The organism is Microbacterium sp. Root322, from assembly GCF_001425645.1.
GTDB classification, from domain to species: Bacteria; Actinomycetota; Actinomycetes; order Actinomycetales; family Microbacteriaceae; genus Microbacterium; species Microbacterium maritypicum.
The window spans coordinates 91,110-103,860 of sequence record NZ_LMCS01000003.1 but is presented as its reverse complement, the minus strand read 5'-3'; the positions used below and the strand labels follow the sequence as shown (position 1 = coordinate 103,860).

The 12,751-nt window shown below is 69.2% G+C and carries 13 protein-coding genes; 1 reads left to right on the top strand and 12 read right to left on the bottom strand.

Translation table 11 applies throughout. The annotated features are described in order from the left end of the window. Positions 1-4: 4 nt before the first annotated feature. Complete coding sequence (locus tag ASC55_RS12885) at positions 5-571, bottom strand: TetR/AcrR family transcriptional regulator (RefSeq protein WP_055876367.1); 567 nt, start codon at positions 569-571, stop codon at positions 5-7. Positions 572-667: 96 nt separating this feature from the next. Here ASC55_RS12885 and ASC55_RS12880 point away from each other — a divergent pair, with 96 nt between their 5' ends. After that, positions 668-1,510 carry an alpha/beta fold hydrolase gene (locus tag ASC55_RS12880; RefSeq protein ID WP_055876364.1) on the top strand — a complete coding sequence of 281 codons (843 nt, stop codon included), beginning with the start codon at positions 668-670 and terminating at the stop codon, positions 1,508-1,510. A 110-nt stretch (positions 1,511-1,620) separates the two neighbouring features. Here ASC55_RS12880 and ASC55_RS12875 read toward each other — a convergent pair whose 3' ends face one another. The 11 genes from ASC55_RS12875 to ASC55_RS12830 form a co-directional block, all read right to left on the bottom strand. Continuing rightward, positions 1,621-2,583 carry a siderophore-interacting protein gene (locus tag ASC55_RS12875; RefSeq protein ID WP_055876362.1) on the bottom strand — a complete coding sequence of 321 codons (963 nt, stop codon included), beginning with the start codon at positions 2,581-2,583 and terminating at the stop codon, positions 1,621-1,623. Then, entirely contained in the window at positions 2,573-3,373 is an 801-nt protein-coding gene (locus ASC55_RS12870) for an ABC transporter ATP-binding protein (protein ID WP_055876359.1), read from the bottom strand. Before ASC55_RS12870 ends, ASC55_RS12875 begins: the two co-directional genes overlap by 11 nt. Then, positions 3,370-4,452, bottom strand: coding sequence for a FecCD family ABC transporter permease (locus tag ASC55_RS12865; protein WP_157559460.1), 1,083 nt, complete (start codon positions 4,450-4,452; stop codon positions 3,370-3,372). Before ASC55_RS12865 ends, ASC55_RS12870 begins: the two co-directional genes overlap by 4 nt. Beyond that, positions 4,449-5,498 carry a FecCD family ABC transporter permease gene (locus tag ASC55_RS12860; protein WP_055869273.1) on the bottom strand — a complete coding sequence of 350 codons (1,050 nt, stop codon included), beginning with the start codon at positions 5,496-5,498 and terminating at the stop codon, positions 4,449-4,451. Before ASC55_RS12860 ends, ASC55_RS12865 begins: the two co-directional genes overlap by 4 nt. 33 nt (positions 5,499-5,531) lie before the next feature. Then, a complete protein-coding gene (locus ASC55_RS12855; RefSeq protein ID WP_055869272.1) occupies positions 5,532-6,557 on the bottom strand; it encodes an iron-siderophore ABC transporter substrate-binding protein in 1,026 nt (341 codons plus the stop codon). Positions 6,558-6,749: 192 nt separating this feature from the next. Further along, positions 6,750-6,953 (bottom strand): cold-shock protein, encoded by a 204-nt coding sequence (locus ASC55_RS12850; protein WP_017831237.1) that lies wholly within the window; start codon positions 6,951-6,953, stop codon positions 6,750-6,752. Positions 6,954-7,183: 230 nt separating this feature from the next. Beyond that, a complete protein-coding gene (locus ASC55_RS12845) occupies positions 7,184-8,296 on the bottom strand; it encodes a DUF998 domain-containing protein (RefSeq protein WP_235563376.1) in 1,113 nt (370 codons plus the stop codon). A 90-nt stretch (positions 8,297-8,386) separates the two neighbouring features. Beyond that, on the bottom strand, positions 8,387-8,551 hold the full coding sequence (locus ASC55_RS17655; protein WP_200935182.1) for a hypothetical protein: 165 nt from the start codon (positions 8,549-8,551) through the stop codon (positions 8,387-8,389). Positions 8,552-8,587: 36 nt separating this feature from the next. After that, positions 8,588-10,138 carry a hydantoinase/oxoprolinase N-terminal domain-containing protein gene (locus tag ASC55_RS12840; protein WP_055869270.1) on the bottom strand — a complete coding sequence of 517 codons (1,551 nt, stop codon included), beginning with the start codon at positions 10,136-10,138 and terminating at the stop codon, positions 8,588-8,590. Further along, positions 10,138-11,286, bottom strand: a complete 1,149-nt coding sequence (locus ASC55_RS12835) for a DUF917 domain-containing protein (RefSeq protein WP_055876353.1) — start codon at positions 11,284-11,286, stop codon at positions 10,138-10,140. Before ASC55_RS12835 ends, ASC55_RS12840 begins: the two co-directional genes overlap by 1 nt. After that, a complete protein-coding gene (locus ASC55_RS12830) occupies positions 11,283-12,596 on the bottom strand; it encodes a cytosine permease (protein WP_235563375.1) in 1,314 nt (437 codons plus the stop codon). Before ASC55_RS12830 ends, ASC55_RS12835 begins: the two co-directional genes overlap by 4 nt. Positions 12,597-12,751: the final 155 nt, after the last annotated feature.

Below are 12,751 nucleotides of genomic sequence, written 5' to 3'. Positions count from 1 at the left end.
CGGATCAGGAGCGAGCGAACGCCGCGTCGATCAGGACTTCGGCGGCACCCCGAGCCTGCACGGCGACAGCCGGATCGGCGGAGATCGCGGCCGTGCTCTGCGCCCCCTCGGCGAGGATCGACAGCTGTGGGGCGAGCGCCGCGGGAGCGCCCGTCTCGGCGACCAGGTCTGCCATGTACTGCTGGAACGACGCCTTGTGTGCGCGCACGATCTCGGCGACCTCGGGATTCGTGCCGCCGAGCTCGCCGAATGCGTTGATGAAGGCGCAGCCGCGGAAGTCGTCGGCGCAGAACCAGTTCTCGAGGTATCCGTAGACGGCGAGCAGCCGCGCACGAGGATCGTCACCAGCGCCCGCCACCGCCTCCGACAGCCCCGACTCCCACTGGGCGTGCTTGCGCTCGAGGACCGCCGCGACGATGTCGGTCTTCGCGGGGAAGAGCGAGTAGAGGCGACGCAACGAGACCCCGGCGAACTGACGCAGCTCGTCCATGCCCACGGCCGCGTACCCCTTGCGGTAGTAAAGCTCTTCGGCGGCGGTCAGGATGCGCTCGCGGGCCTCGTCTTCGGTCATGACCAGAAGTCTACTTGACACGAGAACGAACGTTCTCTACATTTGAGACATCGAGCGAGAACGATCGTTCTCGCCGGGATCGAAAGGATCAGGATCATGGGTTACATCACCGTCGGCAACGAGAACAGCACCTCGGTCGAGCTCTACTACGAAGACCAGGGATCGGGTCAGCCCGTCGTCCTGATCCACGGCTATCCGCTCGACGGCCACAGCTGGGAGCGCCAGACCCGCGAGCTGCTCGCACAGGGCTATCGCGTCATCACCTACGACCGCCGTGGGTTCGGCGGATCGTCGAAGGTCAACACCGGCTACGACTACGACACCTTCGCCGCCGACCTCCACACGGTGCTGGAGACACTCGACCTGCGCGACGTCGTTCTCGTCGGCTTCTCGATGGGAACGGGAGAGCTCGCCCGCTACGTCGCCCGCTACGGCCACGAGCGCGTGGCGAAGCTCGCCTTCCTCGCCTCGCTCGAACCGTTCCTCGTGCAGCGCGACGACAACCCCGAGGGTGTTCCGCAGGAGGTCTTCGACGGCATCGAGGCTGCCGCCAAGGGCGACCGCTTCGCGTGGTTCACCGACTTCTACAAGAACTTCTACAACCTCGACGAGAACCTCGGATCGCGCATCAGCGAGCAGGCCGTCACCGGCAGCTGGAACGTGGCCATCGGCAGTGCCCCCGTGGCCGCCTACGCGGTCGTGCCGGCATGGATCGAGGACTTCCGCTCCGACGTGGAGGCCGTGCGCGCCGCCGGCAAGCCCACGCTGATCCTGCACGGCACGAAGGACAACATCCTCCCGATCGACGCGACCGCCCGCCGGTTCCACCAGGCGGTGCCGGAGGCCGACTACGTCGAGGTCGAGGGCGCTCCGCACGGTCTGCTGTGGACCCACGCCGACGAGGTCAACTCCGCACTGAAGACCTTCCTCGCGAAGTAGGTCCTCCGCGCCGCATCCGCCCCCGTCGCCCTTCCGGTCGCTCGAGATCCTCGACAGCGACGGAGAGTGCGACGGGGGCGATGTGCGATCAGGCCGACGCCAGCAGCGCCTCAGCCGCGCATGGCGACACCGCGACGCCAGTAGCCCATGAAGGCCACCTGACCACGATCGATGCCCAGGTCCTTGACCAGGTGGCGACGGAGCGTGGTGACCACGCCGCTCTCCCCCGCGATCCAGAAGTAGCGCTCGGCCGGGGCGTCGGCCGCGGCGATCTCCTCGCCGAGCCCGGAGTACTCCGGCGTCTCCCACAGCAGATCCTCGCCGTCGATGTCCTTCACCCGGATCTCGTCCGTGGCGTCGGCGTCACCCAGGTGGCCGAGCACGGCGGGGATCAGGCGCAGACCGTGCGGCTCACCGGCATCGCGCGGCAGCCAGTGCACCTCGACGCCGGTCGGCACGTCGATGCGCAGGATGTCGGCGGGCGACGGCACCTCGATGAAGGCGACGCCGCGCAGGCCACGAGGTGCGTCCTCCAGAATGCGGGCGATCGCCGGAGCGGCCGTCTCGTCACCCGCGAGCACGACCGATGCGGCGGTGCCGGGGGCGAACTCGGCGCCACCGTGCGCGCCGACATCGACGCCGCGACGCGGTCCGACCAGGTACAGCTCCTGCCCGACCGCGGCCTGGCTCGCCCACAGCGACGCGGGTCCGGTCAGGCCCGGCTCGAGGTGCAGCACGAAATCGACGTCGACCTCGGTCCCGGTCTCGTCGTCGACGCGCAGCTCGCGCACGGAGTAGGTGCGCATCGATCCGCGCTCCTCCTCCGGCACCGCGAGGAAGGCCTGCCACCAGTTGTCCGATGCCCGGTCGAGGTCGGGAAGAACACCGGTCGCGGGCGGGAAGACCAGCTTGATGCGACTGTCGAACACCTCACCCGGCGTGCCGAACTCGCTCAGCTCGTCGCCGCCGAAGGTCACCCGCACGAACGAGGGCGAGACGCGCACGACGGCCCGCACCTCGGCGCGGGTGAGGATGTAGGTCGGACGGTCGGTCGTGGTCGTCTCAGCGGACATGGTGCCTCCCGATGGGTGTGACCATCGGCTTGCCGGAGACCGGATCGATGGTGATCTGATTGGCGAGGCCGAAGACCTCTTCGACGAGTTCGGCGGTGACGATGTCCTTCGGGGCCCCCGCCGCGTGCACCCGACCGTCCTTGATGGCCACCAGCTCGTCCGCATAGCGGGCGGCGAGGTTGAGGTCGTGGAGGACCATCACGATGGTCGTGCCGCGCGAGACGCTCAGATCGGTGAGCAGATCGAGCACCTCGACCTGGTGGGCGACGTCGAGGAACGTCGTCGGCTCGTCCAGCAGCAGGATGTCGGTCTCCTGCGCGAGCGCCATCGCGATCCACACGCGCTGGCGCTGACCGCCAGAGAGCTCATCGACGCTGCGGTCGGCGAGGTCGGAGATGCCGGTCGCGTCGAGGGCGTCCGCCACCACCTCGTAGTCGTGCGTGCTCCACCGCGCGAGCATCTTCTGATGCGGGTGCCTTCCGCGACCGACGAGGTCGGCGACGGCGATGCCCTCAGGGGCGACGGGCGACTGCGGCAGCAGGCCGAGGATGCGCGCGACCTCCTTGGTGGGACGGGCGTGCACGGACTTGCCGTCGAGCACGATCTGACCGTCGGTCGGCGAGAGCAGGCGCGCGAGTGAGCGCAGCAGCGTCGACTTGCCGCATCCGTTGGCTCCGACGATCGTCGTGATGCGGCCGGGCGCGATCTGCAGATCGAGCCCGTCGATGATGGTGCGGTCGCCGTAAGCGAGCGTCACCCCGTCAGCGGACAGGCTGTGCGAGACGGTCATAGCGAACCCCCGGAGCGGTTGGTGCGGATGAGCAGGTAGATCAGGTACGGCGCGCCGACCACGCCGGTGATGACGCCGACGGGATAGCGGGTGCCGAAGGCGAACTGTCCGATCAGGTCGCCGCCGAGCACGAGCACGGCGCCGACGAACGCCGACGGCAGGAGCAGGTTGGCACCAGGACCGGTGATACGTGCGGCGATGGGTCCGGCCATGAACGCGACGAACGCGATCGGACCGGTGGCCGCGGTCGCGAAAGCGAGGAGCGCGACCGCACCGAGGATGAGCAGCAGACGCGTGGCGTTGACCCGGATGCCGAGGCCCGCCGCCGAGTCGTCTCCGAGCTGGAGAGCTCCGAGCGAACGCCCCTGCGACAGCATCAGCGGCACGATGACCACCGCGGCGATCGCCATCGGGAGCACGCGCTCCCACGATGCGTTGTTGAGGCTTCCGGTCAACCACTGCATCGCGGTCTGGATGTCCCAGTTCGCCGCCCTCGACAGCATGTACGAGATGATGCTCTGCAGCATCGCCGCGACCCCGATCCCGATCAGGATGAGTCGGGTGCCGGCGAAGCCGCCCTTGATCGACAGCAGATAGATCACCAGGGCCGTGGCGACGGCGCCGCCCAGGGCGAGCAGCGACACGACAGGACCGTTGACCGAGAGCACGATGATGCCGAACACGGCCGCGGCACCGGCACCGTTCGAGATGCCAATGATGTCGGGAGACGCGAGCGGATTGCGCAGCATCGTCTGGAAGCAGACACCCGCCATGCCGAAGGCGATCCCGGTGAGGACGGCGAGCACCGCTCGCGGCAGCCGCAGGTCGCCGACGGTGAACGATGCACCGGGCACGGTCTCACCGAGGATCACGCGGATCACCTCGTCGGGCGTGTAGAACGTGTTTCCCACCATGAGAGCGACCGCGAAGAGGGCGAGCACCAGGACGCCGAGGACGACCGTGGCGACCGCGTGCCGACGGTGACGCGAGCGACGGCCCGCGACGATCCTGGCGATCCGGGCAGATGCCGGCTCGTCCACCCGGTCGAGGGTGTGCACGGCGTGTTCGGTCGACCTCACAGCTCACGCACCTTCTGCCGACGGACGATCCAGATGAAGAACGGCGCTCCGATGATGGCGGTGATGATCCCGACCTGGATCTCCTCCGACGACGGGGCGATCACGCGACCCACGATGTCACTCGCGGTCAGCAGCGCGGCACCGGCGATGGCCGAGAACGGGAGCAGCCAACGGTGATCGGTGCCCACGAGCATGCGGCACACGTGCGGGATGATCAATCCGACGAAGCCGATGGGCCCCGCGATCGCGGTGGCGGCTCCCGCGAGGATCACCGCACCCAGCGCCGAGATCAGGCGCGTGCGGAAGACGTTCTCGCCGAGCCCCTTGGCCATCTCGTCGCCGAGCGCGAGGGAGTTCATCCCCCGGGAGCAGAGGAAGCAGATGAGGGCGCCGACGGCGAGGACGGGTGCCGTGAGGGCGATGCGCGGCCACTCCGCCCCGCCGACGCCGCCGATCTGCCAGGACTGGAACGTCTGCAGCAGATCGACGCGAGGGAGCATGACGGCGCTGATGAGCGAGGCGAAGGCGGCCGAGGTGGCGGCACCCGCGAGTGCGAGCTTGAGGGGAGTCGCTCCCCCGCGGCCGAGCGATCCGACCGTGTAGACGAAGACAGCGGCGATCCCGGCTCCCGCGATCGCGAAGGCCATCTGTCCGTAGGGATCGGCGAGGCCGAAGAAGGCGATGCCGCACACGACGGCCAGCGAGGCGCCGTTCGAGACGCCGAGGATGCCGGGGTCGGCGATGGGGTTCCGCGTCACCGCCTGCATGGTCGCTCCGGAGAGGGCGAGTGCCGCGCCGACGAGGAGCGCGAGGACAGTGCGGGGGATGCGCTTGACGATCGCGGCCTCGGCGATCGTGTCGGTGCGGCCGGTGAGGGCCGCCGCGATGTCGTCGAACGAGACCGCCCGCACGCCGAACGAGATCGACAGGATGCTGAGGACGACGAGCACCACGATCCCGACGAGGAGCCAGATGGTTCTCACCAGCACCGGGCGCCGCAGGTCTGCGGCGCCCGGTGCCGGTGCGATGACGGTTGCTGAGGTCACTGAGCATTCACTCCGCTGCGGCGGATCGAACGACTACGGCGCGAGCGGTGCAGCCAGGAGCGCGAGGTAGTCGCTGAGGCCCCACGGGATGGACAGCGGCGACGGGTTCGCCGATGCCGCGATGGGGGTGGCGTCCGGAAGGACGGCGATGCGCCCCTCGGCGATGGCGGGGATCTTCGACAGCAGCGGGTCGGCCTGCAGCAAGGGGATGATCGTCTCATCGCCGTACGTGATGAACAGGTCGACGTCATCGAACTTCTGCGCCTCTTCGGCGCTGACCGTCAGGTAGAACTGGTCGCTGTCCTTGTTCTCCTCGACGATCGAGGGGAACGGCAGGCCGAGGCCGTGGAGGTAACCGGGGCGGGTGTCGATCGCCGTGTAGTACCCGACCTGGCTGAGGTCTGTCGGGTCGATGTAGGAGAAGAGGACCTTCTTGTCCTTCAGCACGCTGTTGGCCTCCAGCGCCTTCTGCGCGTCGGCGTCCAGCTGCTCGATCAGAGCCTTGCCCTCCTTCTCGAGGCCGAGGGCCTTGGAGTCCATCTCGATCATGTCGTTGACCGAGGTGCCCCAGGCGACCGTCGGGTACGCGATGACCGGAGCGATCTTGGAGAGGGTGTCGTACTCCTCCTGCGTGAGGCCGGAGTAGGCGGCGAGGATCACGTCGGGCTCGGTATCGGCGACGGCTTCGTAGTCGATGCCGTCGGTCTCGTCGAACAGCACCGGCGTCTCGGCGCCCAGCTCATCGAGCTTCTCCTCGACCCAGGGCAGCACGCCGTTGTCGTCGTCGTCACCCCACGACGCCTTGCTCATGCCGACCGGAACGATGCCCAGGGCCAGCGGCACCTCGTGGTTCGCCCACGCGACGGTAGCGACGCGCTCGGGCTTCTCGGTGATCGTGGTCTCGCCGTAGACGTGCTCTACGGTGACGGGGAAGGCGTCGTCGGATGCGGGGTTGCCGCCGGTGGTCGAGGTCGACTCCGGCGCGGAGGACGCGCAGGCGGAGAGGCCGATGGCGAGCGCGGCGGCCGCGCCGATGGCGAGGATTCGAGAGGTGCGCACAGGCGTTCCCTTCGGGTTCGGGGTAAGAGGGCGGCGCGGATGAAGCGCCCAGCCTTTGGTAAGCCTGGCCTAATCTAACACGGAGGTTAGGTGAACCTCACCCCGGATCTTCCCGAGGTTCCGACGACGGAGGCACGAAAAAACCGGCCGGATCCGTGAGGATCCGACCGGTTTCAGGAAGTCAGCGCGCGCTCAGAGAGCGCGGATGTTCGCCGCCTGCATGCCCTTGGGGCCACGCTCAGCGTCGAATTCGACCTTCTGGTTCTCGCGGAGCTCCTTGAAACCGGAGCCGGCGATAGCCGAGTAGTGGGCGAAGAGGTCGTCCGAGCCGTCATCGGGAGCGATGAAGCCGAAGCCCTTTTCCGCGTTGAACCATTTCACAGTGCCAGTGGCCATGTGTTTCTACTTTCTGTTGATCTAGCCGCTGTTTTACACGGCTTGTGCATCGCACCGGAAGAACCGGAGGATACGAGTGAGCCTCCCTCCGAACGGAAGGGGCGAAGTTTTCAGGGGATCCGTGCCGAACCAATCGGCGCAGAATTCGGATCCAGATGTCGGGCCACACACGTCGCAGCAAGCGTTCGCGGGCCGGTGATGAATGACGCCTCCGGGAAGAGGCACGTTGCCTACCGTACCACGCCATCCCCGCGAGCGCGCCCCCGACTTTCCGATGGCCCGCCCGAAGGATGCCGGGCGCGCCTCAGCGACGGGCGCGCCGAGGGACGGGACCCCTCAGGTGCGACGATCGCGAGCACGCGGACGAGCGTCGCCATCCACAGCAGTCCGAGCCCCACGACGATCGCCTCGACCGCTGTGGCCGAGTACAGGCCGAGCGGGATCCACAGCACGAGCGCGAGCACGAGGAGCAGCCCGACGCCGACCGAGGTGACCAGGAGCGCACGAGGGTGCCCGGGAATCGAGATCAACGTGGCCGCGGCCGCCACGGCGAAAAGCACGAGCGACGCGAAGGCGGCGATGTCATGCGGGATCGGCACCCGGTTCAGTGGCAGCAGCCCGACCGCGGCGAGCGCGACGCCGGTCGCCGCCCACAGCGCGACGACGACGGCGATGCGGGAGAGGAACCCGTCGCCGCGCAGACGGTGCAGGTCGCGCCCGATGTACGAACCGACGGTCGCGACGAGCAGACCTGCCACGACGAGGGTGCCGTTGAACGCCCACGACCCGGAGCCCAGCTGCGAGAAGTTCTGCTCCCACCAGCGCGGGTCGTCCGCGGTCACCATGGCGAACAGCGTGCCGATCACGAGGAAGCCGAACAGCAGCGCGGCGAGGTCGGCTGTGCGCAGGCCGACACCGGCTCCGAACGCGAAGCGCCCACCGACAGCCGAGACCACCCCCGTCAGGAGCCCTCCGCCGAGCGCCGCGAGCTGCAGCCCTTGGAGACCGGCAGCCAACACCTCGGCGGCGAGCAGCACTCCCATCATCGTGACGGCGCCGAACGCCACGGTGAGGGCGCCCGTCGAGAGGTCGGAGATCACCGCCTGCCAGCGCGGCATCGACCTCGTCTCCCCGCGGCGGTGCATCAGCGTGCTCGCGAGGAACGCGGCGGAGGCGATCACGCCCGCAATGACGGCGGCCGGCATCGCGAGTGCGCCCTCCCCCGTGAGCGGGCGCGCGTCACCGGCCAGGATGAGCACGGCGACCGCCGTGCCGACCCCGAAGCAGATGACGGTCGCCCAGACCGCCCTCGTCTCGCCGCGCAGCTTCGCGTCCTGCTCCATGCGCCCCATGCAAGCACGCACCCATGACGGGCGGAAGCCCCGCTCACCGCATCCGGCGGTTCGCCGCATCCCGAGGAGCGGAGGAGTTCCTCAGGCGTGCTGCAGAGCCTTGGGGGTGAAGTAGGTGACTTCCCCCGTCTCATCCTCGATACCGAAGATGAACTGCCCCGACGGTGTGGCGCAGACGTCGATGATCTTTCCCCGTGAACGAGGAGTGACGACGTCGTCACCCGGCTTGAACGTGCTCTTCGTCATGCCGCGATCGTACAACGCGCGCCGGCGCTGCTCGTCTCAGGCCGCCAGGCGACCGACCGCTCTGGCACGGATGAGCACGGCTGTACCGTCGGAGTAGGCCACCGGCAGCTCCTCCACCGCGACGACCTCGATCGTCGCCGGGTCCGCGCCCGCGAGCCGCGCGCGCTCGGTCGCCTCGGCGGCGGCATCTGCGCGGGAGGCCCGTTGGTCGGACGGGTCGACCCGGTAGATCTTCTCGACCTGCCCGGCGACCTCGCCGAGGGCCGCGCCCACTGCGTTCGCCGCGCCGAAATGGTCGGGGCGGATCAGTTCGGCGACCCCGTCGAGCTCGGTCGGAGCGATGATGCCGCCACCCCCGACCAGGATGACCGGGACCGGTGCGGCGTTCGGCTTCATCCGGTCGATCGAGTCCTCGAGGATCTCGCGCATCGCGCTCCAGGCCGCGGCGCCGACCGTCTCAGGAACCGCGGGAGCCTCGAGACCATCGATCCCGGCCCCGCCGACCGCGAGGGCGATGTCGGTGGCCGTGAGGGTGTCCCCTCCGAAGGCCAGGCCCTCCTGAGGAAGCCGATAGCCGACACTGTCGGGGCCGACCGTCGTGCCCGCCTCGGTCTCGCGGATGATCGTGCCACCGCCGAGTCCGACCGACAGCACGTCGGGCATGCGGAAGTTGGTGCGGATGCCGCCGATCTCGACCGCGTGGGCCGACTGGCGCGGGAACCCGTCGACGAGCACGCCGATGTCGGTCGTGGTGCCGCCGATGTCGACCACCAGGGCATCCGTCGCCCCGGAGAGGTGCGCGGCGCCACGGATGGAGTTCGTGGGCCCGCACCCGATCGTCAGCACCGGGAACTCGAGCGCGTACTCGAGCTGCATGAGGGTGCCGTCGTTCTGGCCGAAGTAGGGCGTGGCGGGGATGCCGCGCTCGCGCAGGGCCGCCACGAAGCCTGCGGCCATCTGCCGGAGCGTCTGCATTAACGCCGCGTTCAGCACGGTCGCATTCTCGCGCTCGAGCAGGCCGAGCGAGCCGATGCGCGCCGACCGCGACACGGGAACACCCAGCTCCTCCGTGACGATGGCGGCGACCCGCTCCTCCTGGCTCTCGTCGATCGGGGCGAACACCCCCACGACGGCGACCGCGTCGACCTCGCCGCGCATCCGTGCACAGGCCTCGCGCACGGCATCCTCATCGATAGGGGAGAGCACCCGGCCGTCGACCTCGAAGCCGCCGGCCAGCAGCTGCGCGTGCTCACCGATCGCCGCACGCAGATCGTCCGGCCACCCCTCCAGCGGAGGGACGGCGGTGGTGGCCGGTGCACCGAGTCGGAGGATGCCGACGCGGCCGAGCCCGCGGCGCTCGACGATCGCGTTGGTGCAGTGGGTGGTGCCGAGCATGGCGTGCCCGATCAGGGCGGCGTCGACGCCGGAGGCCGCGAGCACCGCGTCGATCGCCGCGGCCACACCGTCGCCGGTGTCGGCCGTGGTGGGCCGCTTGACCGAAGCGACGACGTCGAGCCGCTCGTCGAGGATGACGGCGTCGGTGTTCGTGCCGCCGACGTCGATGCCGATGCGATACCTGCCGGCCATCACGCGGCCTCCTCATCCGTCGTGCGCGCACCGGAGCGCTGCGCGATGTCTTCGACCGGAACCCACTCCACGTCGTACCCGAAGTGGGCGGGTCCGGCGGTCTCCAGCCCGATGGGCGTGCGCCACTTGTCGTGGCAGGGGATCGCGATCACCGCGACCCGCGCGCCGTACCGGAGGGACTCGGTAGTGATCGGCATGCCCGTCGCCAGGTCGAGCACGGCGATCAGATCGGGGGTCACGGCCGCGAGCACGCCGTCGCGGCGTCCGAGCAGCATCTCGTTCTGGAAATCGAGCCGGAACGCGCTCCCCCGGTCGACGCCGACACCGACCAGCTCGGCCGCGCCGCGCGTGAATCCACCGTCCACGGCGCGCTGCAGATCGGCGACCTTGCCGTCGAACAGCCGCACGGCGTCGAGGTCGGCGCACAGGGCGTCGATGCGCTCATCGTCGCGGAGCTCGCGTCCGGCGGTATCCCGGCCCCGCAGGATGCGCCCGATGCGCTGAGCGAGTCCGAGGGTGCCGGGGATCGCGCACTCGCGCACGACGTCGCCGCCGTACGCGTAGTCGATCATGGTCGCCCCTCCGCCCATCTCGACGGTGACGGCCCGCGCGATGCGCTCCGACCATCCGCCGTCGATCGGGCGGCTCACCACCTCATTGCCGTGATGGTCGACCAGCACGGTCGTGCCGGGTCCGTAGCCGGCCAGGTGGAAGGTGACCATCTGCGCCTCGGGGAACGCCCGACCCATCGCATCGCCGTCGACCACCGGGAGGCCAGCGAGGGCCGCAGCCGCGATCGGGATCATCGAATTGCCGCCGCCGACCTCGATCGGCATCACCGCTGTCGCTTTGCGACCCACGGCGCGCTCGATAGCGTGCAGGGCCGCGAGCAGCTCGGACTCGGCCTGGATGCGCTCCACGCTCACGGAGGGGGCGCCGATCCCTCCGATCGGGATGACGAAGTCGTCATCGCTCAGGTCGTCGACGGCGATCAGCGGGACCGGCCCGTGCAGGCGGATGAGTCGCTTGGCGATCAGGGAGCCGACATGCGGGTCGCCGCCTCCTCCGGTGCCGAGCACGGCGGCACCGAGGGCGATCTCGTCGATGTCGGCTTCCGTGATCACAGGCGTCGTGACAACAGCGCTCATGCGCTCACCTCATCCGTGACGGGGGCCGACGCCGGCGTCACGCGACGACGCAGCGGCAGCAGCACGAGATACGCGACGAAGCCCACGAGGAGTCCGTCGAGAGCCGAGATCGACGTGAGGGTGAACCAGCCGAAGCCGGGGCCATCCGCCGGATTCGTCGTCGCGACGGCGACGAAGATCCCGGCCACCCAGGCCGCGATGGACCAGCCGTCGACCAGCGGCACGGTGGCGCCGTGCGCCCAGCGCGCCGTCTTTCGACCCGTGAAAAACGACGCCAGGTACACGCCGCCGTAGGGGGCGATGATCGTGCCGATGACGAGGATGAACTGCACGAAGTAGTCGGCAGCGCCGATCACCCCGACGATGATGCCGATGGCGCCGAGCACGATCGTGACGGTGCGACGGCTCAGCCGCTCGCTGATCGACGCGAACGAGAGTCCGGCCGAGTAGAGGTTGGTCGTGTTCGTGGTCCACTGCGCAAGGATCAGCACGATCACGGCGACACCGCCGAGGCCGAGCGCGAAGAAGATCGCCATCAGCTCGGTGCCGTCCATGATGCGGGCGAGCAGGATCGCGACGACCAGGATGATCGAGTTGCCGAAGAAGAACCCCACGAAACCGGCGATCATGGCCTGCTTCGGGGTCTTCGCCCACCGCGCCATGTCGGGGGCGAGCACGACGCCGAGGATGAAGATGCCCATGACGAGCGACACCGCTCCGCCGAAGGTGAAGGTCGCCTCGACCGGGGCCTGGAGGCCCGCCGCACCGTTCACCGTGAAGGCGACGATGACGCCGACGATCAGCAGCAGAAGCAGCAGCGGCACCGCGAGGGTGCTGAGACGGTTGATGGAGCGGTAGCCCCAGAATGCGGTGACCGCCATGAGCACGCCGCCGATCGCGGTGAACACCTGCACGGGCACGTCGATGCCGGTGAACTCGGCGAACGCGATCTGCGCGTTCGCGCCGAAGAATCCGGCTTGCACGGCGTACCAGCCGACCAGACTCACGGCGATCGCCAGGGCGAGGATCGCGCCGCCGATGCGGCCGAACACGGCGCGGGAGATCATGGCGGTGGAGAGCCCGGTGGCGGCGCCGACGTAGGCGCAGGCCATCGCGAGCAGTCCGAGCAGAAGGGATCCGAGCATCGTGGCGCCGATCGCCGGCCAGAAGGCCATGCCGGAAGCGAGAGAGACGCCGAGGAACGCCCCGGAAAGGTCGATGCCGATCGCGATCCACACGGTGGCGATCGACAGCCAGCTCTTGCGCTGGTCCTGCGGCACGACGCCGTGCTCATAGTCGGTGGTGGTCATCATCTTTTCCTTGAGAAGTGGCCCTGCGAGTCGTCGGCGGGGATTCGGGTTCCCGGAATGCGGACGACTCGCAGGGCGGGTCGGGGGCGGCCTGTCTGTGCGGCCGGGTCGTGCGATGCCGGGTCGGAGTTCGTGGCTCCGTGCCGGCGAGGGGT